This is a genomic window from Paenibacillus sp. FSL R7-0652, from assembly GCF_038595045.1.
Classification (GTDB): Bacteria; Bacillota; Bacilli; order Paenibacillales; family Paenibacillaceae; genus Paenibacillus.
This window is the reverse complement of record NZ_CP152001.1, coordinates 1,349,575-1,372,730: the sequence shown is the minus strand read 5'-3', so window position 1 is coordinate 1,372,730 and position 23,156 is coordinate 1,349,575. Positions and strand designations below refer to the sequence as shown.

Annotated in this window: 18 protein-coding genes; 9 read left to right on the top strand and 9 right to left on the bottom strand. The window is 48.7% G+C overall.

What is annotated here, in order from left to right; all coding sequences use genetic code 11:
* Positions 1 to 81: 81 nt before the first annotated feature.
* Positions 82 to 1,356: an MFS transporter gene (locus MKY97_RS06005; RefSeq protein ID WP_342554584.1), complete on the top strand. Its 1,275-nt coding sequence runs from the start codon at positions 82 to 84 to the stop codon at positions 1,354 to 1,356.
* 616 nt (positions 1,357 to 1,972) lie between these two features.
* Here MKY97_RS06005 and MKY97_RS06000 read toward each other — a convergent pair.
* The 7 genes from MKY97_RS06000 to MKY97_RS05970 all read right to left on the bottom strand — a co-directional run bounded on the left by MKY97_RS06000 (position 1,973) and on the right by MKY97_RS05970 (position 11,090).
* Positions 1,973 to 2,818 carry an EcsC family protein gene (locus tag MKY97_RS06000; protein ID WP_342554583.1) on the bottom strand — a complete coding sequence of 282 codons (846 nt, stop codon included), beginning with the start codon at positions 2,816 to 2,818 and terminating at the stop codon, positions 1,973 to 1,975.
* A 361-nt stretch (positions 2,819 to 3,179) separates the two neighbouring features.
* On the bottom strand, positions 3,180 to 4,160 hold the full coding sequence (locus tag MKY97_RS05995) for a family 43 glycosylhydrolase (protein ID WP_342554582.1): 981 nt from the start codon (positions 4,158 to 4,160) through the stop codon (positions 3,180 to 3,182).
* A gap of 673 nt (positions 4,161 to 4,833) precedes the next feature.
* Positions 4,834 to 6,249 (bottom strand): arabinan endo-1,5-alpha-L-arabinosidase, encoded by a 1,416-nt coding sequence (locus MKY97_RS05990; protein ID WP_342556249.1) that lies wholly within the window; start codon positions 6,247 to 6,249, stop codon positions 4,834 to 4,836.
* A gap of 164 nt (positions 6,250 to 6,413) precedes the next feature.
* Positions 6,414 to 7,256, bottom strand: a complete 843-nt coding sequence (locus tag MKY97_RS05985) for a carbohydrate ABC transporter permease (RefSeq protein ID WP_090918394.1) — start codon at positions 7,254 to 7,256, stop codon at positions 6,414 to 6,416.
* A gap of 27 nt (positions 7,257 to 7,283) precedes the next feature.
* Positions 7,284 to 8,174 (bottom strand): sugar ABC transporter permease, encoded by an 891-nt coding sequence (locus MKY97_RS05980; RefSeq protein WP_342554581.1) that lies wholly within the window; start codon positions 8,172 to 8,174, stop codon positions 7,284 to 7,286.
* 404 nt (positions 8,175 to 8,578) lie between these two features.
* On the bottom strand, positions 8,579 to 9,925 hold the full coding sequence (locus MKY97_RS05975; protein ID WP_342554580.1) for a sugar ABC transporter substrate-binding protein: 1,347 nt from the start codon (positions 9,923 to 9,925) through the stop codon (positions 8,579 to 8,581).
* Between the two features lie 139 nt (positions 9,926 to 10,064).
* A complete protein-coding gene (locus MKY97_RS05970) occupies positions 10,065 to 11,090 on the bottom strand; it encodes a glycoside hydrolase family 43 protein (RefSeq protein WP_342554579.1) in 1,026 nt (341 codons plus the stop codon).
* A 333-nt stretch (positions 11,091 to 11,423) separates the two neighbouring features.
* Here MKY97_RS05970 and MKY97_RS05965 point away from each other — a divergent pair, with 333 nt between their 5' ends.
* The 4 genes from MKY97_RS05965 to MKY97_RS05950 all read left to right on the top strand — a co-directional run bounded on the left by MKY97_RS05965 (position 11,424) and on the right by MKY97_RS05950 (position 14,822).
* The gene (locus MKY97_RS05965; protein WP_342554578.1) at positions 11,424 to 12,341 is read left to right on the top strand and encodes a winged helix-turn-helix transcriptional regulator; all 918 of its coding nucleotides are present in this window, start codon (positions 11,424 to 11,426) and stop codon (positions 12,339 to 12,341) included.
* A 169-nt stretch (positions 12,342 to 12,510) separates the two neighbouring features.
* Positions 12,511 to 13,434 carry a YafY family protein gene (locus tag MKY97_RS05960; protein WP_342554577.1) on the top strand — a complete coding sequence of 308 codons (924 nt, stop codon included), beginning with the start codon at positions 12,511 to 12,513 and terminating at the stop codon, positions 13,432 to 13,434.
* A 247-nt stretch (positions 13,435 to 13,681) separates the two neighbouring features.
* Complete coding sequence (locus MKY97_RS05955) at positions 13,682 to 14,194, top strand: DinB family protein (protein WP_342554576.1); 513 nt, start codon at positions 13,682 to 13,684, stop codon at positions 14,192 to 14,194.
* A gap of 40 nt (positions 14,195 to 14,234) precedes the next feature.
* Complete coding sequence (locus MKY97_RS05950) at positions 14,235 to 14,822, top strand: YdeI/OmpD-associated family protein (protein ID WP_342554575.1); 588 nt, start codon at positions 14,235 to 14,237, stop codon at positions 14,820 to 14,822.
* Between the two features lie 234 nt (positions 14,823 to 15,056).
* Here the strand turns inward: MKY97_RS05950 and MKY97_RS05945 are convergent, their stop codons facing one another.
* Positions 15,057 to 15,980: an S-layer homology domain-containing protein gene (locus MKY97_RS05945; RefSeq protein ID WP_342554574.1), complete on the bottom strand. Its 924-nt coding sequence runs from the start codon at positions 15,978 to 15,980 to the stop codon at positions 15,057 to 15,059.
* A gap of 627 nt (positions 15,981 to 16,607) precedes the next feature.
* On the opposite strand from MKY97_RS05945, the gene MKY97_RS05940 reads away from it, so the two are divergent.
* The 3 genes from MKY97_RS05940 to MKY97_RS05930 all read left to right on the top strand — a co-directional run bounded on the left by MKY97_RS05940 (position 16,608) and on the right by MKY97_RS05930 (position 20,965).
* On the top strand, positions 16,608 to 18,350 hold the full coding sequence (locus MKY97_RS05940; protein ID WP_342554573.1) for an ABC transporter ATP-binding protein: 1,743 nt from the start codon (positions 16,608 to 16,610) through the stop codon (positions 18,348 to 18,350).
* 145 nt (positions 18,351 to 18,495) lie between these two features.
* Positions 18,496 to 20,241: an ABC transporter ATP-binding protein gene (locus MKY97_RS05935; protein ID WP_342556248.1), complete on the top strand. Its 1,746-nt coding sequence runs from the start codon at positions 18,496 to 18,498 to the stop codon at positions 20,239 to 20,241.
* A 208-nt stretch (positions 20,242 to 20,449) separates the two neighbouring features.
* Complete coding sequence (locus MKY97_RS05930; RefSeq protein ID WP_342554572.1) at positions 20,450 to 20,965, top strand: hypothetical protein; 516 nt, start codon at positions 20,450 to 20,452, stop codon at positions 20,963 to 20,965.
* Here the strand turns inward: MKY97_RS05930 and MKY97_RS05925 are convergent.
* Positions 20,962 to 21,396, bottom strand: a complete 435-nt coding sequence (locus MKY97_RS05925; protein WP_342556247.1) for an Lrp/AsnC family transcriptional regulator — start codon at positions 21,394 to 21,396, stop codon at positions 20,962 to 20,964. The genes MKY97_RS05930 and MKY97_RS05925 overlap by 4 nt on opposite strands.
* A 130-nt stretch (positions 21,397 to 21,526) precedes the next feature.
* On the opposite strand from MKY97_RS05925, the gene MKY97_RS05920 reads away from it, so the two are divergent.
* Positions 21,527 to 22,291: an MBL fold metallo-hydrolase gene (locus MKY97_RS05920; protein ID WP_342554571.1), complete on the top strand. Its 765-nt coding sequence runs from the start codon at positions 21,527 to 21,529 to the stop codon at positions 22,289 to 22,291.
* Positions 22,292 to 23,156 lie beyond the last annotated feature (865 nt).

The window sequence follows — 23,156 nt, the reverse complement described above, 5'->3', positions numbered from 1 at the left end:
ATTATGTAACAATATGCTTAATTGCATAGAATCTAACATAGGCGCTGATCCCTCGTGACCGCGACCAAAGGAGAACAGAACATGTCTACACAAACTACATTAGCCAAGGACGCCGCTGCGCGTTCGAAATCCCCACCCGGATTGGATGCCCAAGGCACCGTATACCGGATACTCATTGCCATCAGCCTGGTGCATCTATTCAATGATTCCATCCAGTCTGTAATCCCGGCCATATTTCCTATTTTAAAAGATTCCATGCATCTAACCTACACACAGATTGGCTGGATTGCGTTTGCGATCAACTTCACCGCATCCATCATGCAGCCTGTTGTCGGCTGGTTTGCTGATAAAAAACCGACCCCGTCCATTCTGCCCATCGGCATGGGCTTCACGTTTACGGGCATGCTGCTGCTGGCCTTTGCCGATAGTTATATGATGGTGCTCATCTCTGTTATCTTTGTCGGCCTGGGTTCCGCTGCTTTTCATCCCGAAGGTTCACGAGTATCCCATATGGCTGCAGGGCAGCGTCGCGGGCTGGCCCAATCCATCTTTCAGGTGGGCGGGAATGCCGGACAATCGTTAGCGCCGCTGCTGACACGCTGGATCTTCATTCCGTTTGGACTGTTTGGCGCCATCGGCTTTACTGGAATTGCAGCCATGGGGATCGCCGTGCAGCTCTATGTTGCCCGTTGGTATGGACAGATGCTGCAATCAGGTGCGTACCTGCGTAAACAGGCCGCGGCCCGCCGCGCTCCTAATCCAGCCCTGCGCAAAAAGATTGCAGCTGCGATTACCGTCCTCATTCTGCTGGTATTTGTCCGGTCATGGTACGTAGCTTCCATCGGAAGTTTCTATGCCTTTCATTTGAAAGATACGTTCGGTCTGTCCACAGAGGACGCGCAGATCTACATCTTCCTGTTTCTGGCTGCTGGTGCACTTGGGACATTTTTTGGCGGCCCACTCGCTGACCGATTCGGCAAACGCAATATGATCTTTTTATCCATGGCAGGGGCCGCACCGCTGGCCCTGCTCCTGCCGTACGCAAACCTGTTCTGGACAGGCGTACTGCTGACGATTATCGGGTTTATCATGTTATCCAGCTTTTCCGTTACTGTGGTATACGCTCAGATGCTCATTCCCGGTAAGATCGGAACCGTCTCCGGGCTGATTACTGGTCTTGCCTTTGGTATGGGAGGTCTGGGTGCACTCGTGCTCGGTAACTGGATCGATGTCTTCGGCGTATCACCCGTCATGCAGATATGCAGCTTCCTGCCGCTGATCGGCATCTTTACCTTCATGCTCCCATCCGATAAGCTTCTGAATCGCTGGGCACAAGAAAACGGCAGTAAAGAGTAGTTCGTTTTCCACTCACTTCATCGGGGGTTTTTATCATGGTGGCCGGTGTAATACTTATCCTTTCACAATTAAGTTTCGTGATAGGCGTTTTCCTCATCATTTTTGGATTTATGGCAGGGGCTAAAGAGGAAGGTCCCTACAATTGGAGAGCTGTAATCAATGGCAAACTCATTGGAGGGCTTTTCCTCATCGTAGTTTCTCAGTATTGGATATACCGATTGTCCGGAAGCTTTCTTCTAGGATAGCGCATCGGGATCAGCCAATATATGAATAAGATTTTTTAGGAAAAACCTAAAAAACTCGACTATCATTCTAGGGTGTGTCTAAAAACGCTGAAGGAATCAGATTTTGCTGAATTTTCGTTCCAAGCCAGGAAGTTTTCCGCAGGCGTGCAGAAGCACGTCATGGGAAAGTGACGAAGCAGGGGGCGAAAAGGCGATAAAGATGTACTTCAGTAGGTTTCAAGACACGCCCTAATGTAACCATTGCAAAGAGGCTCCTGTCCGTATCTGTGTCATACAGATCGGCTGGAGCCTCTTTCAACGTTTGCGGATGTCATTATACTTTTCGTACCTGACTGATGCGGAACCTACTTCAAGCAGCACTGATTGACCTTCTATTGCAGGCGCTGCAGTACCAGACGTTTTTTGTACATCATTCTTCCTGCTTCAGCCACATCCTGGATCGTATTTTTGTTGCTGACTGAACCAAAAATCATGCCCGCAACAGGTACCAGCTGGAACAGCTTTTTCCAGCCAAAAGACTCACTGTATGAATTAAACACTTCACGCCAGCCCTGCATTTGCGAGATCACCTCGATCTGCTTGTCCGGGTTATCGTAGTCCGCCAGCTCTTCAATAATCGCTTTTTTACCTACAATATCGGCAGAAGAGAACTGCAGACATTTCACAATAAAGACGCGCTCCAGCGGGTCATCGGGATCATAACCGTAACACAGTGCCATCTCCTGCAGCACTTTTAGGGAGAGTCCCATAACGAGCGGAATGTCAGCTGCGATCGTAACAATTCCGCCAAATCCTGTCGCGGCCCCTTGTGCCGCAGCAAACTTGCTTCGACTTTCGGTAATGTTATCCGCCACACGGTCCAGTACCTCAAGTGGTAATTTTTCCACACTATAGATTTTGGCTGTTTTCTCCGTTTCTGCATCCTGTTCCAAACGATAGATATCATCTGTCATACTGTAACCTGAGCGCTCGGCCTCTTCTTGCAAAAGCTTGGCTACTTTTTTCTTCTGTACAAGAAACTTGCCGCCCGTCTGCAGGTACTGCCCCACTTCGTTCAAGGCATCACCAATCTTCTGCTTTAACGCCTTCGGCATCACCTTATCCAGCATAGCAAACGGCAGACGTCCGATTTTATCCCAGATGAACAAATCTTTCTGCTCTTTCTCCCACTTTAAAATGTGTTCAAGTTCCCGATCCAGTGTCTCGCGTGACTCCATATCTAATCCTCCTAACAGGTTGTCATCATGTGTTCCCAACATTGTACACTCCCAGCACCGTCTTAACACTCATACCCTGTCGCCCAATGGATGGGGCGGGTTGTAGTGCTGCATTCATCTATCGTTCTGCTTTTCGGTTGGTTTGAGTTCACTTTCGATGTAATTGTATACGTTACTCCCCGCTTTCGGTTGCTTCCCTAATCCAAGCTTTCATGAATCTAGCTTTCGTAATCTGAGCTTTTTTCTCCATACCTTCCTGATCCATATATTCCTGGCTCTCTCTTGAACCACACTTATCAAAAAGAGCCTTTCATCAGCATGCTCTGCTGATAAAAGGCTCTTCGTATGCGTTCACAAAGCGTTATCTCACCTCTGCCACGGTTTGACCATCGGGGACAGGAGTTCCAAAGTCTGGTGTACCATCTTCTTTCCAATGAAGGATTTGGGCACGGGCATGGCGGTTCGGATCGTACAGCGGGTCTCCCTCAATCTCTTTGTAGTTACGGGCATGATAGATCAAAATATCGGTTTGACCATCCGGTGAAACGGTAAAGCTGTTATGTCCAGGTCCGTATTGTCCGTTCTCTTCACTAGTCTGAAATACAGGCTCTGGTGACTTCACCCAGCTCGCCGGATCAAGCAGATCGGCATTTTCATCCGCTGTGAGCAGTCCCATACAGTAATGATGATCCGTTGCACTCGCAGAATAACTGATAAACAGGCGTCCATTGCGATGCAGCACTGCGGCACCTTCATTCACTTTAAAACCGATGATCTCCCAATCGTATTCAGGGGTTGCAATCATAACCTGCTCACCGCGCAGTGTCCACGGATTTTCCATTTCACAAATGTAGAGATTTGAATTGCCGTCAATGCTCGGGTCTTTCTGGGCCCAGACCAGATAACGCGTGCCTCTATGCTCAAAGGTGGTAGCATCCAGCGCAAAACTCTCCCATTTCGTGCGAATCTGGCCTTTTTCCTCCCACTTTCCTTCAAGCGGGTTAGCAGCGGCGTTCTCCAGCACATACATACGGTGGTCAAACAAACCGTCATTGGTCTCACTTGTATGTGCCGCCGCGTAGTAAATGTACCATTTGCCATCGATAAAATGAATCTCCGGTGCCCAAATGTTGGCACTCATTGGCCCTGTCTCCCGTTTAGTCCAAGCAGTTACTGGTTCAGCATCTCTCAAAGCCTCCAGTGTCGCTGCACGCCGAATTTCAATCCGGTCAAAAGCCGGTACGGAAGCTGAAAAGTAATAGTATCCGTCCGTATGACGGTACACCCAAGGATCAGCTCGCTGCTCCAGCATGGGATTGGTGAATGTAATTGAATTGGTCATAGGTATAAACCCCTTTCATATATGTGTGTATGGCTTGGATCTATGATGTGCTTAGTGCGCTTACGAAAATGGAGAGCAGGGGTGGAGGGGCACAGCGGACGTTCGCGGGCGGTAGGGCCTTGGTGCTCTCCTTGCCTTCCGATTTCTTTCTTCACCGCTCCTGGCGGTGGAAATCGGATGTCAAACTCGCACGCGCGGCTCCTTTCTCCCTCTCACTGCTTGTGCCTCTATGCCGCTTCAAGCACAGCGGGCGTTCGCGGGCGGTAGGGCCTTGCTGCTCTCCTTGCCCTCCGATTTCTTCCTTCACCGCTCCTGGCGGTGGAAATCGGATGTCAAACTCGCACGCGCGGCTCCTTCCTCCCTCTCACTGCTTGTGCCTCGATGCCGCTTCAAGCACAGCGGGCGTTCGCGGGCGGTAGGGCCTTGCTGCTCTCCTTGCCCTCCGATTTCTTCCTTCACCGCTCCTGGCGGTGGAAATCGGATGTCAAACTCGCACGCGCGGCTCCTTCCTCCCTCTCACTGCTTGTGCCCCTCTGCGATGGCTGCTCGCGATGTTTTTGCTCGCTGACACACATCGGGCTTCGAGCCTTTAGGTTGGCTCGATCACTTCGGGCGTCGACCGCTCTGTCGGGTCAACGCGCCCCTTCGCTGACCACCCTCCGGGGTCAGCGGTCTATTTCTCGGCTCCGCTGATTTGTTTGCCCCAGACCGCGATGCCGCGGTCATTCAGGCCAGTCACTACCAGCGCAGGCTGGCTTCGCTCCCAATCCCAGGATGGGAGCAGCTTCAGCTCTTCCGTGGAAGCGCCTCCCCCGGGGCTCTCCTTCCACGTCAGCGTTAACGTTTGTTTGCCATCAAACGTCCAGGTGCCTGAACCGTTCTCGCTTTCAATTTTGCCTTTGCTCGTCAGCGTATACGGTACGGCCTGCACCTGTCCGTTCACAGCCGGATCGAGGGCCATGCCTTCCCACGCTCCGGCAATCATCGATTGTGGAATGTCCTGCGCAGCCTCTCCGGCGTAACGTTCAGGCGACACGACAGGCCAGCCGTCTTTCGTCCACAGCATTTTGCGTACATGCAGATACGGCCAGTTTTTATCCGTCTCGCCCCGCGCATGATGCACGATATAATAATCGTCGCCATCCTTGAGCACGGAATTGTGTCCAGGAGCAACCCAGCCCTCTCCCTCAGTGAAGCGGTATCCGCCCAGAATTTTGGTGCCTATCTCATACTGCGGCAGGTGCTCCGTATCCAACATTTTATTGCCGTTCATATCCGTATAAGGCCCTGTGATCGAGTCGGCACGAGCTACCCGCACGTTATAGTCTTCGAACAGAGAATCATAAGACACGAACAGGTAATATTTTTGAAATTCAGGATTGTAGACAATGTAAGGCCCCTCAACTGCGCCCTCTTCGGTTGCTCGATCTCTTGCGGCGATGCGGGTACCGTACCCCTCTTCCTTGAACTTGCCCGTATCCGGGTCAAGCGGTGCAATGTAGATCCCGTCGAAAAAGGAACCATATACCATCCACGGGTTGCCCAAGGCATCGAGCACCGGATTGGCATCAATAGCATTCAGGCCGTCCTTTTCCTGACCAGCGGTCTTCACAACCAGTCCTTCATCTTTCCATGGCCCCTCGGGAGACTTGGAGGTCTGCAGCCCGATGGCGGACTGCGTGCTGCCAAAACTCGAAGCCGAATAATACAGTCGGTACGTATCTCCCGCTTTAATAATATCCGGTGCCCACAGGTTCGCTGCTCCTGTCCAATCAAGTGCTTCCTTTGGGATGCCTGGCAGAGCCTGCCCCACCCATTTCCAGTTGATCAAATCATCAGATTTGCGTACCATAACTCCCGGTTTGGGTTCCCCTGCTACTCGCACGTCTGTGGAATAGACGTAGTAACCTTGGTCTGTTTTGATAATCGCGGGATCATGTGCGTTGTTGACCGTCCACTTGGACTCGTCATCCAGAATCGAAAGATCATACATTTTTTGTTCCTGCGGGGCTTCCGGAAAGACCGGGGGTTTCGCCGTTTCTCCGCCATCTGCACAGCCTACCGTACCTATAAGCATCAGTAACATCAATGCTGCAGCTCCCTTCCTCGCCATGTTCCATTTCTTGGGTTCGATCCGCTCTTTGCATTCTTTCATTTCATTCAACTCTTCTTTTCGCTCTTTTCGTCCTTTCGCTTCCTTCCAGCCTTCTCGCTGCTTCGGATTTTTCCATACTTTCCAGCCTTTCATGCCCATCACCCCTTGACTCCCGAGATTGCAACCGACTCGATAATCTGCTTCTGGAAGATCAGGAAGATGATTAGAACAGGTAACAGAGCTACAATCGACGCCGCCATAATGAGCGGATAATCCGTTTGAATCGCATAGGTCGCGTTAAAGTTGGCAATGACCAGCTGCAAAGTTTGCTTTTCAGGTGAATTCAGATAAATGATCGGTGCCAAATAATCATTCCAGATGCCCATAAACCAGAGAATCAGCTGTGCAGCCACCGCAGGTTTTATCAGCGGAAACGTGATGCTGGAATACAACCGGAAGTAGGAGCTTCCGTCGATCTTCGCTGCCTCAATGATCGCATCAGGCACACTGAGCAGATACTGCCGCAGGAAAAAGATCATAATCACATTCCCGAACAGTCCCGGTACAATGAGCGGCAGCAGGGTGTCCACCCAGCCCAGCTTGGAGAACATAATGAATTGTGGAATCATGACCGTCGGATACGGAATCATCATGGATGCCAGCAGGGCGAGAAACAGTTTGTTTTTATGTGGGAATCTTAACTTGGCAAAAGCAAATGCTGCAAGACTCGATGTAAACGTACCTACCACCGTCACACTGAGTGCTACGATAAGACTGTTCTTGATCCCGCTGAGCAGCGGGCCCGCTTCCCAGATCTCTTTATATTTATCGAACCGAAACACTTCCGGAATCCAGACCGGCGGCAGTGCGAACACATCCTGCTTCTCCTTGAGCGAGGTGGACAGCATCCAGAGCAAAGGCGCAATCATCGCAATCGCACCGATGGACAGAACGATAAATATAATGGAGTTTGTTACTTTCCTTCTTTGACTATAAGACATCTTCCGTTCCACTCCCTTCCTCGCCCATTAATCCCCGTCGTAGGCTGATCTTTCGTTAAGTTTGAACTGCACAAGCGTAATCACAAAGATGAAGATACCCAGAATCATGGCCATCGCTGAAGCATAACCCATCTGCAGGTTGCTGAAGGCCTTCTGCCAGATATAAAAGACAATCGAAGCCGATGCATATTCCGGTCCGCCTGTCGGTGTCATAATGTTCATCTCGGTGAAGATTTGCGAACCCCCGATGATATTCGTCACCACGAGGAAAAACGTTACAGGTTTCACCATTGGCCAGGTGATATTACGGAAAATCTGAAAGCCGTTCGCGCCATCCAGCTCGGCAGCTTCGTAATAGGTACGGGACACACTTTGCAGTGCCGCCAGGTATAACAGCATCGTATATCCGAGACCTTTCCAGACGGTCATGATGATCAGTGCAGGTTTTACCGTATCTTTGTTGGCCAGCCAGTTGGGGCCTTTAATGCCAAACAGGTCGAGGAACTGGTTCACCAGACCATAGTCTCCGTTGTAAGCCCAGTTCCACATAATGGATACCGCTGCCAAGGAAGAGATAACCGGTATGTAGTAGATCACACGAAAAGTGGTTGTACCCGGAATTTTACGATTTAGCCCCATTGCTAGCAGCAGCGCCAGCAAAAGACCAATCGGAATGCCGAGCATCAGGTAAAACGTATTAAACATCGCCTTGTAAAAAAGATCATCGGTCAACAAATCTTTAAAGTTGGCAAGCCCGATAAAGTTCATCTGCCCCAGTCCGTCCCAATCGGTAAAGGAACCATAGAGAGAATAGAGGAACGGGAACAATACAAAGATCAGCAGCCCCAAAATGGGGGGCAAAATAAACAAGTATCCATACATCATCTCTTTGCGATACAAACTCGATTTCGTATTCACGTGTTCACCCCTGTTTCTAAGATCAGCATGTGGCATACATCGATTGGCCTTTTCGAATCATGACTTCTGCTCTGTTCCGGTCAATACATGCCACATGCTCGTATGGAATCTGGCGATAAAAGTTAAACTCAAGCGTTTGTTCAGTCCACTCCGATGACAGAATAACCTGGAGAGCAGCTGTTATCCCCAGATTTCTTGAATTCCCTTTTTCAAAGGGGAAAAACCGGTGATAAAGGCGAAGCTTATGCTTCCGACGCAGCTTTCTTCCAGAAAGCTTTTAGCTCCACTTTTCCAGTTTTTTCTATCCTCTACGTTACAACGTGTAAAAAATAGTTCATCTCATATCATCTCTAACAAACAAATGCCAGCAGCATCGGTTCAGGCTGCTGGCATCCCTTGTCTATCTATTTATTCTGGGATTTCTTCTCCTGCTCCACCGCTTTGTCCAGCAGCTTCTGCATCTTCGGCTGCTGCTGCTTCACATAGTCTGCGGCAGTGATCTTGCCGTCGAGTACTGGCTGAATGTCAGTGAAGAACATGTCATACCACTCTGCGTTGTATGTGTAGTTACCTGGCAGCGCACGTCCGTAGTCTTTCACGATATCGATAAATTCCTGTTTGTTTGCCGGTTTAGTCGAGGTGTCTTTCGCCCACTCGTCCGCCATATCAAGCAGGTTCGGAATCTGCACCTTGGCGTCTACCAACTGCTTCATGCCTTCCTTCGATGCCGTGAGGTAATTCACCAGTGCAGCGGCTTCTTCCGGATGTTTTGTTTTGGCGGATACGCCGATTCCGAGGGAACCGATCCATGTTGCCGGTTTGCCTGTTGATCCAGCCGGGAAAGGCAGCAGGTCATAATCGAATGGAAGCTTTTCAAAAGTACTCATGTCCCACGGACCTACAGGGAAGAAAGCCATCTCACCCTTCATCCAGCGCTGATATGTATCAAGCGTTTGTGCTTCCTCAATGGAAGGTGTGATTTTGTATTTGTTCTGCATGTCCGCAAAAAATTGCAGCGCTTCCGCAAATTTCGGATCATCAATGGTTACTTTCGTTTTGCTCTCGTCCAGCCAGTCTGCCCCGTTGCTCCATACAAAAGCTTGCAGTGCCCACTGTACGTTAAAACCTGTGCCGAATACATCCGGTTTACCGTCCCCGTTCGTATCCTTGGTAGCCTGCTGGTTCACCTTAATGAACTCTTCCCAAGTATACGGTTTGTCCGGATCAGGGAGTGGAATGCCTTCTTTTTCAAACAGTGTCTTGTTGTACCCCAATGCAAACGGCCCGACATCCTTAGGCATACCGTAAAGATCACCCTGCCCTGCCATCTGACCATCATAACGATACAAGTCCACACCGTACTTCCAAATATTATCCAGATTGATATCCTTGTTTTTCTCAATATAAGGTGTGAGGTTCATCAGCACCTTGCTGTTAACGTATGCCTTCATATCCCCCGGTGCGAAATAAAATACGTCAGGCATGCTGTTGCCTGTAATCGCTGCCCGCAGTTTGGTTGCGTATTGATCTGCAGCGGTTACGATGATTTTAACTTTGACGCCGGGATGCTCTTCTTCAAACTTTTTCACAACAGCCTGATACGCTTTCTGTTCGTCCGTACCTCCCCGGAACATAAACGTCAGCTCTTTCTCCCCGCTCGAACTTCCACTTCCCCCTCCACAGCCTGCAAGCACCAGCGCACTAACCAGCATTAGCAGCATAAACGTAACCCAACTCTTTCTCTTGACCATATGAACCCCTCCTGATCTGGACTTGTAAACGTATTCAATATGATGAATCAGCATTTCTGTTGTTAAATTTATCAAATCCAGATCCGTTTAGTCAATACTTTATTAAAACATTTTATATTTATTTAAAATAAATGACATGCTAATATGTCGGCCATCCGTTTGCGTCCCACAGCAGATCATTAATGAGCAGTTTCGGATTGCCATTATCAGTCGCATCATAAGCATGGCGTACGATTAGATTGCCGTTAACCACGTCCTGCCCACCCGGGCCTTTCCATCTCACATTGCCTGCATCGAGCACTGTGCCGCCACCATTCATCATATTAACTCCATTTTTGTCCACATAAGGTCCCGTGATGCTGGCGGAGCGCCCGTAGACCATTTTGTAGGTACTGTTCACGCCTTTACAGCAGGAGTCAATCGAAGCAAACAGATAATAATATCCGTTCCGGTACACGATACTTGGCGCTTCAATCGCGCCCCCGTTATTGGGACGTGCTGCAATCGAGGAGATGCCGCCTGTCGGTTTCATCGTGTTTTTGTCCAGCTTAACAATCTTCAGACCACTCCAGAACGATCCAAAGGCCAGCCATGGATTACCTGAAGCGTCAATGACCAGTTCCGGATCAATGGCGTTGTAATTATTCGATGTTGTGGACTGCAGCACAAGCCCCTCATCCTTCCACTGCCCTGCGCCAACGCTGTTTGCGGATGCCAAGCCAATAGCAGATCTGTTGGAGCCAAAGGTGGAGATGGAATAATAGAGCCACACTTTACCGTTGTACCGCTGCACGTCCGGTGCCCATACATCCAGATCTTTCTGTCCAGGTACAGCCGAGTTCCACCACGATGGCTCTTTCAAAAAAATCTGCGGCACACGGTACCATGACGTTCCGTTATCTGATTTCAACACCTGAATGCCAGGCCCTGTGGAAAAGGTGTACCAGGAATTCCCCTCTTTGATGAGGGTTGGATCATGAACAGCGATGTCTCCCGACAAGTTCCAAAACGCCGCCAAAGCCTTCGACTGTCCTGCAAGCACCAGCACCAACACCAACAATACCGGTAAAGCCCAACGCCTTTTTTCTGGAATCCTCGAACTCCTTAATTCCTCTGAGCCCGCTGCACTCTTCACCCATCTCTTCCATAAACTGAATTTCTTCATACCGGAACGCCACCTCTCCTGATTAAATGGTTTCTTTGGTTCATGAAGTATTAAATCAATTTAAGTATAATAGGATTATAAAAGCGGTTACATGACAATTCAATGGTATATTTCAAATATATATGAATTAATTCAATGTTTTATTTGGAGCTAATTTGAGATGAAACGTGAGTCTTAGTTTCGATTTTTCAACGTTTAATAGGGAATAACTCTCGATTCTCCGCTCTTTCTTTCCAGCATATAATGATTTATAATTATATGAAATAAAACAGTCACATGTACAAAAGTCTGCGTAATGAGGCTTTGTTCAGAACGGGGAAAGGACATCCACCTATGATTTATATTAAAGATCTGATGTCAGGTGTGAACATTTTCAAAGCACTCAGTTCCGAAATTCGCATTCAGATTATTGAACTGCTGGCCAAAAACCAAAGTCTTAATCTCAATGACCTCGCGACCAAGCTCGGACTTAGTAACGGTGCAATCACAATGCATATCAAAAAACTGGAGGAGAGCGGATTAATCGAGATTAATACCGCTGTTGGCAAACACGGCATCCAGAAGATCTGTTATCTTAACGAGGAAAAATTAATGGTTGACCTGCGCTCACAGGAGATTCACAACCGGTACGAGGTGGAGATTCAGGTTGGGCATTACAGCGATTATCAGGCTGCACCAACGTGCGGGATCGCTACCAAAGACAGCATTATCGGGGAGTTCGATGACCCCCGCTATTTTGCCGATCCGCTTCGGATCGATGCAGAGATGATCTGGCTGGCCGAAGGATATCTGGAATATCGTATTCCCAACTATCTCAAGCCCAACCAGACCTTTAGCGAGATTCAGCTGTCTATGGAACTGGGTTCAGAAGCCCCTGGATTCTGTGATAACTATCCGTCGGATATTTACTTTTATATCAATGGCAAAAAAATCGGACTCTGGACGAGTCCGGGAGATTTCGGCGATACGCGCGGCACGTTTAATCCGGATTGGTGGCCTCCGCACCTGAATCAATACGGCATGCTGAAGCTGATTCGCATTACGAAGGAAGGCAGCTATATTGACGGATGCCGGATTTCGGATGTAACGCTGGATGATATCGCGCTGGATTACAAAAGTGATATCCACTTTCGCATAGCAGTTACCGACGAGCCTGTCAACAAACGCGGCCTGACCATTTTCGGCAAAAACTTCGGCAACTACGGTCAGGGACTGCTGGCACGGGTGCTTTATAATGTGCAGGAGGACTAGGTTGACAGAGTTACCCCGGGAGCATCCTCCTGATCTGTAGAAGAGTGCGAATCTGCACTCTTTTTTTATGCCTTTGGTACCGTCCATATCCATCTTAAGTTAAACGAATGAGGATATCGCTGTGATATACTTGTAGTCTGTAGGAAAAGTGATAACGGGTGGGATTCTTTTGAAACTGGAACGGTTAGTCTCAATTATCTACAAGCTGCTCAATCATGAGGTGTTATCTGCGTCTACACTTGCGGAGGAATATCAAGTTTCGCCTAGAACCATTTATCGGGATATTGATGTCATCTGTGCAGCCGGATTTCCGGTCATTTCCCATCAGGGAATGAATGGCGGATACGGCATCATGGACGGATACAAAATGGATAAAAGCCTGCTCGGTTCTTATGATGTACATGCGCTGATTACGGTGCTTACCAGTCTCTCGACCGTTTTCAACGATGCGCGTGCTCAGGGTACGATTGAACGTCTGCAGACGATTGGTGACGCGCATCAGAATCCAAGCTTGACTGTAGACCTCGATACGGGCAGGACGGAACCCGATGCTCTTCCCTATCTTCGTGAAGGCATCATGAATTCTCAGGTCGTTCAGTTTGATTACATTAATGCCAAAAATGAACGTTCCACCCGCAGCATTGAACCCGTTCGACTGCAGTTCAAATACCGCAGCTGGTACGTGTATGGATACTGCCGAAGTCGGCAGGATTTTCGGGAATTCCGGCTGTCGCGGATGCTGAACGTGCATCTGACAAACCGTGCTTTTGAGCCCCATACAAATCCCTCAGATAAGCTGCCTTCCTCCGCCCATGACACACTGGATTACAGGTCAGAAGTAGTCTTTCGGGTATATCCAGAAGCACTCGCCGAGGCATTGGATCACTTTCAGCAGGCAGATAAACAATTTCATGAGGATGGAAGCATGACGATGCGTATTCAGGTTCTTCAGCCTTTGAAAGCCTCATGGTTATGGTCATTTTTGCTCAGCCTAGGCAGTGGTGCAGAGGTTCTTCAACCTATAGAACTGAGAAATCTTCTGGAGACGCAGCTGCGAAATGCTCTCAAACATTACGAAAGACATGATGAGTGATAGGCGGCATGTAATGGATTTGGCCTTTAATGTTCAAGGAGTGTAATGCGCGATTAAAGCTCGATGAATGGTAGAATGTGATGTCCAGTAAATGTAATGTCGAATGTAATGTTCGACACAAATGTTCGATACAGATGAAGAAGAAGTATGACACGCTGTTGTCATACTTCTTTTTTTATAATCATCTCAGAAGTAAGGGAGGTACCTAACCACCCCATCATTCGCCAATACAAAGGAGACGATGTTCATGAATCATCCAGAACAAATGTATCATTATCATGTTTGGGCTTCACAGACCATTATGCAGCGTATTCAGGAGCTGCCGGCTGCTGTACTGCATCAGGAAGTGAACAGTTCCTTTCCTACCCTCGCCCATGCACTCAGCCACATGTATGCTGTAGATCAAATGTGGTATCTGGTGCTGACGGGAACCAGCATGCCGGAAGCTTTACAAATCTGCATGCCGCGTAACGGAGAAACGTATGCGACAATGGAAGAATACGCGGACCGTTATGTACAACTATCCGATCAGTATCTTGCTTGGTTCGGTCATCAGACGGATTTAGAGCAAACGCTTCTGCTTGACAACCCCTTTGCAGGCTCACGCCACACCCGTCTTGCAGAGGTCATTCTTCATCTGGTGAACCACGGAACCTATCACCGAGGAAATATATCCACCATGCTGCGTCAGTTGGGGCATGCCTCCGTTATGAACGATTACTCTAGATTTTGGTATGAGAGCTCTAATGCTGCCGTGTGATCCTTCGAGACTTGAAGTGCCTGATGAAGCATGAAAGGTCGTGGATAAATTGAAACTCGCCCCACTTGAAAACATACTCCCGTTTACTTCAAGAGACGAGCTAAGGCAGTGGCTGCTGGAACATGGAACAGAACAGCCCTGCTGCTGGGTTTACGTCAGTATGAAGCCCTGCGTCGACACCATTTTATATCTGGATACTGTGGAAGAAGCGTTATGCTTCGGCTGGATTTATGGTGTCAAAAAGAAAGCTTCGGATAGCCGGCTGTTACAGCGGTTATCTCCCCGCAGTCGCAGAAGCTCTTGGACAGAACTCAACAAGGAACGTGCACGCCGCCTGGAAAGGCTTGGTCTTATGCAGGATGCGGGGAGAAAGACTCTTCCGGATTTGTCCCCGGAAGCTTTTGTCGTCGATGCCGAAATTAAGCAAAGGCTGACGGCGGACAGACAAGTGTATGATTACTTCTTGGGGTTTCCTCACCTCTATCAGCGCGTGCGTATCGACACAATCCAGAGTGTTAAGCAGCAGCCCGCTCTCTTTCAAAGTCGGCTCGACAAGTTCATCATGCATACAAGGGATAATCGAATGTACGGAAAATGGCATGATGATGGAAGATTGCTGCAGGATTAGAAACCTCATTCTCCAATCTTCAGCCTGAAGATCCGCTCCATCTCGCACCAAAAAAACACCTGCCTCACCGTTTACCCAAGAAAGATAATAGGCAGATACCACGATAGGTATCTGCCTATATACTTATCTCGAATTTACGTTCAGTTCAGGTGGTTTTCAGGTGTACTCATACTCGTTTTACTTTACCCAACCCAATCTGCTGCTGCAGTGAACTGCCGCCTTACGCATATCCATTTACTTGCCGGAAGGCTGTGCTTCAGCCGTGTAACCTGCTGGAATTTCGGCTTCTGCTGTCACTTTCGTGATGACCATGGGATACATCTTGTCCGGATCAGGCTGCACGATTGAATATTTTACAACGGCATGTTTATCCTTCTCCAATTTGACGTCATCAATTTTTAATCCATACCCCGGATGCGGCATTTCGGCCGTCAAGGTCACTTTACTTGTTTGGTCATCCACTTCGCTGATGGTTACGGCAGGTACGATAGCCTGCTGTCCTTCACCAGGATTCGTCGGAGCTGGTTCCGTTGAACCGCCGCCACTGTGCTGATCCACAAATTCAAGCGCATTGAAAATCATACTTGCTGCCTCCATACGGGTAAGTGACTGATCTGGGCGGAAATTCCCGTCCTTGTCCAGTTCAATGATGTTCATATTCAGCAGATTCTGGACGGCAGATATAGCGTCCTTACTTAGTTTTTTTTCATCCTTCACTTCATTATATTTCATGATCACCGGATAATTCCCGGTCGTATTAATCCCCTCATGCAGCAAAATAACAAATTGCTCACGTGTCATCTTGCCTTGAGGATTCACTTCTACCGGAATAGACAGACCATTCTGAGCGGCTGCCTGCACAGCATCTGCATACCAGGTGTTCGGACTGATTTTATTCTGAGCAGAAGCTTCCGCATATGCATTTTTCAATCCAAATGCGTTAACAATGAATTGAATCCCCTGCGGCTCGGACAAAGTCATATCAGGTCGGAACAAATCTGCCGTTACTCCGTTCACAATGCCTTTTGATTTCAATGAATCGACAACCGTTTTCTGTCCTTCGTCTTTAATGTCGGAAAATGCAAATACCGAAGCACCTCCCGCTGTCAGAGAAACGCAAAGTGCAAGTGCTGCGGCCAACCCTTTTTTATGTTTCATTTCCTGGCACCTCCATATAATTAGGAAAACCTGTTTTTCATCTTTTCATCCCTACAGACGGGATACCCTCGCAAAATGTTTCAGTTCATTTCGCATTTGGTGAATACAATTTCATAACCATGCATATGAATTGCCATGGATGGATAACGTATCTGGATTTGTCATATCACCTGCAATAACCGCATCTAGACTGTATGCAGCCGTTATTACATCTTTAGATCATCATTCATATTTCGGAGTATTCCCTTAACGTACCTGCTATCCACATGAGCTGACAGATCTGCTGAAACTAGTTCATCACAGCTCTATGTCTCACATCATGATTACTTCATACCTCTCCGTCTCAACGTTTGGGGACCCGACTCTTTCGGTCCGTTAGAAGCAGCACCGTTGAAAAATAACTCCATACTTCAAGGATGAGCAGGTTCATTGACAACAGCTCGCATTAGCGCGAAAATATAAATAGATCCATTTATCAGCAGACGGATAAATACCAATCAAGTTCGCATAAAGTAAGGGGGCATGACACGCTAACATGAGGTGTCTGCCCTTTTCTTGACTTATTTTGCCCAACTATGATCTCAGGGCGTTCCGAAGCTCTAACCTAAAAAAGGAGAACCCACACCTATGTCCCAAAAAGGTTTGCTGCGCGGTTATGTGTTGTCCAACTGGCCCATCTATCTGCTGGCCGTTCTTTTGATCATTGCATCCAATGTCGGTCAGGCCTCGCTGCCTCGTATACTGGGCAGCTTTACGGATCAATTAATGCAAAACACACTCCAGATGCAGACGGTGATTCGTTACAGCTTATCGCTTCTCGCCATTGCCATTGCATACAACCTGCTGTTTGGTACCGGCCAATTTATGATTATGAAGCTGGGCCGGAAGTTTGAATTTATGACACGCGAGCGGATATTCCGCAAGTTTTCCGAGCTTAGTGAGCACTATTTTTCCAAACAGGGTAACGGCAAGCTGCTTAGTTATTTTATGAACGATGTCACTTCCGTCCGTGAAGCAATTTCCAACGGGGTTACGATGATGACCAATGCCGTTTTTCTGTTAATGTCCTGCGTTGTCATGATGCTGCTCAGCGGCATTCCGCTGACACTGATTCTGATCAGTATTGTGCCTCTGCTGGGCATTCCATTCCTGGTTGTCTTTTTCGGGCCGCGGATTCGTAAGCGCTCCCGTGATGTGCAGGAGGCGCTGGCATCGATGACAGAGTCTGCCGAGGAACAGCTCGGCGGTATTCGTGTGATCAAAACATTTGCCATCGAGGATGGCGCTCGTTCACGTTTTGGCGCAACCGTTGATGATATCAAACACAAGCAGCTGCGCTTGGTTCGTCTATCTTCCCTTTTTCAGGCGACACTTCCTTTGCTCGGTGCAGTATCTCTTGTCATTTCGCTGCTGGTAGGCGGTATTCTGACGATGCAAAATTCCATTACGCTGGGCAGCTTTGTCGCCCTGACCTTGTATCTGCGCATCATCATGGGGCCGCTTCAGCAGATTGGCAATGTCATTAACACTATGCAGCGCTCGGGAGCCTCGCTCGAAAGAGTGAATGATCTTCTCCGTGAAGAACCTGACGTACAGGAAGTCCCTGAAGCGGAGACGCTGCAAAATATGCAGCAGATTACGATCCAAAATTTAACCTTCCATTATCCAGGCAGCTCGTCGCCCGCACTAAAGAACATTCAGCTCCACATCCATGCGGGGCGCACCGTTGGCATTGTCGGTAAAACGGGTTCCGGCAAAAGCACACTGGTCAAGCTGCTGCTCCGTACATATGAACCGCCAGAAGGCAGCATTTTCATCAATAACACCGATATTCGGGAATTGTCACTGGACAGTCTCAGGTCTCAGATCGCTTATGTGCCTCAGGACGGTTTCTTATTCAGCACCACGATCCGGGATAATATTGCATTCAGTAACCGTGAAGCACCCATGGATGACGTAGAAGACAGTGCAAAACAAGCGATGATCTATGAAAATATTGTTCGTTTCCCTGATCGTTTCGATACGCTGCTGGGAGAACGCGGACTTACATTGTCTGGTGGACAGCGGCAGCGTACGAGTCTCGCTCGCGGGTTAATTAAGCAGGCTCAGATGCTGATCCTGGATGACAGCATGAGTGCCGTAGATGCCGTTACCGAAACAGGGATTCTCCGCAGCCTGCGTAAGATCAGCCAAGGCAAAACCACCTTGATCATCTCTCACCGTATTAGTGCAGTCCGTCATGCGGATGACATTCTTGTGCTGGATGAAGGACAGATTGTGGAACAGGGAACACATGCGGAGCTGATGGCTGCCAAAGGGTTATACGCGGCGACCTATCGTCTGCAGGAGGAGGGATTACATCATGTCTAATGGGGATGGAAATCCTAAACACAAGATCAATAAAGCTGGTCGTACCGATCATTCGGACAATAACAGCAGCGATTCGGGCAGTACAGCCGTGAAATTGGAATCCTCTGCCGAGAGTCATCATAGTAAACGTGCTTCCTTTAAAGAAATGATGGGCTACGCCAAACCGCATCGCTGGGCTTTTGCAGGTATTTTTGTCTGCTCCCTGCTCGGCATATCAGCCGATTTGCTGCAGCCTTACCTGGTGAAGATCGCCATCGATGACCATCTGGCCGTCGGTCAAACCAGCACCTTGTTCCTCGTTCAGCTTGCAGCCGTTTTTCTGGGGCTGGCTGTGGTCAGTTTTATTTTTACGTATATTCAAAATAACCTGCTCCAGCATGTCGGTCAGAGCATCGTCTCCCGCATTCGTAAGGATTTGTTCAGACATATCTCCAAAATGTCCATGTCCTTCTTCGACCGCTTCCATATCGGCAGTCTGGTGACCAATGTGTCCAGCGATACGGAAACGATCAGCAGTTTCTTCACGCAGGTGCTGCTCAGCCTGATTCGGGACGGGATGATGCTGGTGCTCATTATCTTCTTCATGTTTCAGCTTGATCCCATGCTCGCCAGTTATTCGCTGATTCTTCTTCCGGTCATCGCTGTCGTGGCCGCACTGTTTCGCCGCAGACTGCGGAGTGCCTATCAAAATGCACGCACACGGCTCTCCCGTCTTATCGCGTTTACGGCGGAAAACCTGTCGGGTATGTTCCTGATTCAAGCGTTCCATCAGGAGGAAGAGCAGAAAAAAAGGTTCAAAGAACAGAATGCTCGGCATCTGGAGGCAAACATCACACAGGCACGTTCCAATGTGATTTTTAACCGGACGTTTGACGTCCTCGGTAACGCAGCGCTCGTGATGATGGTTTGGCTCGGTGGTCGCGCCGTGCTGGGCGAGTCTTTGCAAGTCGGGGTGCTGTATGCGTTTATCAGCTACATTCGTCAGTTTTTTCAGCCGATCAACCAGATTACGATGCAGTGGAACACCTTTCAGTCCACTACAGTTTCAATGGATCGGATCTGGAACATTTTGAACACCAGACCTGAGGTTCATGATCCGTCCCCGGATGAAGCTTCTCCGCTAGAGCCACAGCAAGTGATGGGACAGATTGATTTTAATGATGTATCCTTTGGTTACCGGGCCGATCGGCCGATCATTCAACATATGAATCTTCATCTGTATCCCGGGGAGATGGTGGGCATTGTAGGTACAACCGGTGCGGGCAAAAGCACATTGATCTCCCTGCTCAATCGGTTCTATGACGTCAATCAGGGCAGCATTCACATCGATGGCACCGATATTCGCCACATTCCGCAAGCTGTACTCCACCGGATTGTAGGTCTGATTCAACAGGAGCCTTTCCTGTTCTCGGGCACCATTATCGATAACGTGACCATGTTCAGAGAAGATATTACGCGTGAGCAGGCAATGGAAGCCTGCCGTTTTGTAGGCGCAGATACAATGATTCAGCGTTTGCCGCAAGGATATGATACCCGTCTGTCCGAGCGGGGAAGCGGGTTATCTGCCGGGGAACGACAGCTGATCTCGTTTGCACGAATCGTTGTATTTCAGCCGCGGATTCTCATTCTGGATGAAGCCACCGCCAATCTGGACTCACACACCGAACAACTTGTACAGCATGCACTGGAGTCCGTATCCCAAGGCAGAACCACGATTGTGATTGCACATCGCCTGTCTACAGTCATGCATGCCGACCGGATTCTGGTCATGGAACACGGTGCTGTAGTCGAGGAAGGATCACATCAGGAACTGGTTGCGGCTCAAGGGATCTATGCGGATTTGTACCAGCATGCAAGGGAAGCCGGGCAGCAGTCGAGTAAGTTAGGATGATTTCTTACGTGTTCGTTTTGAGCGAGGAAAGATTTGTGAACAGGACATGATACGATTAGTCATCGTAACCATAGGTTGATGCTGATTCTGCGCATCCAAAGGCCGCCTCAACACGTAAACATGAAGGTAGGCCTCACGTCATGCAAGCCGCTCTGCTCGCGCAGGCGGCATTTTACATATGGATTTGAAATGAAAGGAGGATAAGATTATGTTGTCTGGAACATCCGAGCATCAGCAGGGGGAGATTCGCTATCGCCGCATCACAGCCATCTGGAAAGCAGCACTCTGTCTCCTGTTCCTCGTTTTATGTATTCTGCTGTTAGGGGTCATCTTTTCCGGGCAGACCGAAAGTGTGGAAAAAATCTATTATCCGATGGCAGCCATACTCGGCATGTGGATGGTAGGGCCGTTTTTCTTTATGTTCCTGAACCGATCCATTCAGCGCGAAGCGGTACTTGTCTCATGGGATAAACACTCCCTCCGCGCAGGCCAGCGCGATATTCCGTGGAATCAGATTCGCAAAATTGAGCTTGCTGCCCCTGCCCGAAGCAAATGGCAGTTGTCCGCCTCCCCCATGTACGCCTTGTATTTGAAGGACGGCACGAGAATTCATATTCATACCGACCATCTGTTTGGAAAAAAAAAGCTGCAGGCCTCTTTGTCTATTCTCCAAAATTCGTTACAGGAACATCAAGGGCCTGATGCAGGCAGCCCATCCCCTTAGTACCTTGACTTCTCCACTCCGATGGAGAGGTTTACTCTGTAATTGCCTAGAGGCAGCAGAGCCTCTAGGAGTTCGCCAAGCTGCTCCGTTGTTCCGGTCCGCACCTGCATCAGGTAGCAGCCCTCCCCACTTACCCGGTGGACTTCAACGATGTCCTCGCGGGCTGCCGCAAACGCACGAAAGGCGGTATGTCTGTCGCCAGAGTTCAGAAATACCGTGACAAATGCCTGCAGGCCAAGGCCGAGGCGGTCGGGGTTCCATTTTACCGTATACCCTTCAATGACTCCCAGATCCTGCATCTTGCGAATTCTTGCCCCAACCGCCTGCCCCGTAAGATGCACTTCCTCTCCGATCTCCTTGTTCGAACGCTTGGCATCCTGAATCAAACTTCGTAAAATGCGTATATCTGTGGCGTCTATCGTTTCGTTCATGGTGTTCTGCATTCCTTTCACCTTGAAAATAGTCAGGCCGAATTGCATTCAACGTGTTATGTACGACGTGAATCGGGTTGTATAACATATAGGATAATACTAAGAGAGAACATAGAGGAGTGCAAACAAAATGAAAATCCAATTGATTCGCCATGCCACACTATGGCTCGAATATGGCGGCATGAACATTCTGGTCGACCCGATGCTGATGGATGCCGAGAGCATGCCCGCTTTTCAAAATACACCAAATGAGCTTCGCAACCCTAGGGTTGCTCTCCCGGAAACCGAAACAGATTATCTGAATCCCGATCTGTTGATTGTGACGCATACCCATGCGGACCATTGGGATGAGGCAGCCGCGAGCCAGCTGCGCAAGGACATTCCATTGTTGTGCCAGCCAGGGGACGAGCCTATTTTCATAAAAGCTGGATTCACGAACGTGACGCCTGTGGATGCGAAGCATGAGCATCATTCGGTGCGTTTCGCTCGCACTTCAGGTCAGCACGGCACAGGGGAAATTGGCAAACGTATGGGCAGCGTATCAGGCTTTGTACTTGAAGCAGATGGAGAACCTCTTACTTACATTGCCGGAGATACGATCTGGTGCGAGGAGCCTGCTGCGGCTATTAAGCAGTACAATCCAGAGGTCATTGTCGTTAATGCTGGCGGTGCCCGCTTCTTACAAGGTGATCCCATCACCATGGACGGTCCGGATGTCGCTGCGGTAAAACGAGCTGCACCTTCGGCTCATCTCATCGCTGTTCATATGGATGCGATCAACCACTGCATGACAACACGTGCTGACCTAGCGGCTTATCTGGCAGCCGAAGACTTGAAAGGTCAAGTGCTCATTCCGCTGGATGGCGAAAGTTTTGAGTTTGAAGGACGAGCTTGAGGAGATGTTATTCGCATCATTGGGTAGTGAGGAAGTAAAAGCCATTTGCAGCTCGAGATAATTTGGTAATGAGAAAGTAAGTGCTGTTTCGCCACGAGATATAATTCACGCCGCTGCCCGCTAACTGAGCGGAATGGTGACATATTATAATAAGTTCTCTAGTTGAAAACACGACAAACCACTGCTGCTCTGACCCGCCGGAAAGGTCGCGGACAAATCCTGGCATCTGAGGCTGGCTGAGAGCACCGAGTCATCGAGTTATTATTAGGTGTTACGTTAACGATCTCAGATGACCTTATTTGGGGTACCTATGCCTTTTTACAATTCTAACGATTTCAGGAGACGCTATTTAGGCGAAATGTCCCCATTTCCCTGTGAAATCGGACCTTATTACCGAAATAACGTCTCTCGGAATCGTTACAATTTGAATGTGCTGCTAAATGCCTAAATAAGGTTTCCTGAGATCGTTAGCGCTGCGTTGGATCATCATTTGCATGACTACGCGTATACTTCGGGACTGGAACTTCGCTCAGGTACAGCTGCGTTCGGGTACGGAGCTTCACTCGGATACGAAAAAAAATCTGAATACGATAAATTCGCATCCAGATTTCTTTATTTACTTCAACTCTTGTTTCATTTTATTCCGTTCAGTTCAGTTCATCTTAATTCTTACTTCAGCTCACTCAGCTCTAACTTCAGTTCAATTCTCAGTTCTCACTTCTGTTCTCATTTCGATTACCTTCTGCTCGTCTTCCTTCTGCTCGTCTTCCTTCAGCCTGACTCTACTGTCCGAACTCCAGCTTCACCGTACTTCAGCCTTGTCTGACTCGCCTTGGTTCACTTCAAACCCGAGACTTCATTTTAC

What these genes read in the sequence shown, in the direction of transcription:
- MKY97_RS06005 (WP_342554584.1), top strand. Translation starts at nt 82, where the DNA reads ATGTCTACACAAACTACATTAGCCAAGGACGCCGCTGCGCGTTCGAAA.
- MKY97_RS06000 (WP_342554583.1), bottom strand. Translation starts at nt 2,818, where the DNA reads ATGGAGTCACGCGAGACACTGGATCGGGAACTTGAACACATTTTAAAG.
- MKY97_RS05995 (WP_342554582.1), bottom strand. Translation starts at nt 4,160, where the DNA reads ATGACCAATTCAATTACATTCACCAATCCCATGCTGGAGCAGCGAGCT.
- MKY97_RS05985 (WP_090918394.1), bottom strand. Translation starts at nt 7,256, where the DNA reads ATGTCTTATAGTCAAAGAAGGAAAGTAACAAACTCCATTATATTTATC.
- MKY97_RS05975 (WP_342554580.1), bottom strand. Translation starts at nt 9,925, where the DNA reads ATGGTCAAGAGAAAGAGTTGGGTTACGTTTATGCTGCTAATGCTGGTT.
- MKY97_RS05970 (WP_342554579.1), bottom strand. Translation starts at nt 11,090, where the DNA reads ATGAAGAAATTCAGTTTATGGAAGAGATGGGTGAAGAGTGCAGCGGGC.
- MKY97_RS05965 (WP_342554578.1), top strand. Translation starts at nt 11,424, where the DNA reads ATGATTTATATTAAAGATCTGATGTCAGGTGTGAACATTTTCAAAGCA.
- MKY97_RS05955 (WP_342554576.1), top strand. Translation starts at nt 13,682, where the DNA reads ATGAATCATCCAGAACAAATGTATCATTATCATGTTTGGGCTTCACAG.
- MKY97_RS05945 (WP_342554574.1), bottom strand. Translation starts at nt 15,980, where the DNA reads ATGAAACATAAAAAAGGGTTGGCCGCAGCACTTGCACTTTGCGTTTCT.
- MKY97_RS05940 (WP_342554573.1), top strand. Translation starts at nt 16,608, where the DNA reads ATGTCCCAAAAAGGTTTGCTGCGCGGTTATGTGTTGTCCAACTGGCCC.
- MKY97_RS05935 (WP_342556248.1), top strand. Translation starts at nt 18,496, where the DNA reads ATGATGGGCTACGCCAAACCGCATCGCTGGGCTTTTGCAGGTATTTTT.
- MKY97_RS05930 (WP_342554572.1), top strand. Translation starts at nt 20,450, where the DNA reads ATGTTGTCTGGAACATCCGAGCATCAGCAGGGGGAGATTCGCTATCGC.
- MKY97_RS05925 (WP_342556247.1), bottom strand. Translation starts at nt 21,396, where the DNA reads ATGAACGAAACGATAGACGCCACAGATATACGCATTTTACGAAGTTTG.
- MKY97_RS05920 (WP_342554571.1), top strand. Translation starts at nt 21,527, where the DNA reads ATGAAAATCCAATTGATTCGCCATGCCACACTATGGCTCGAATATGGC.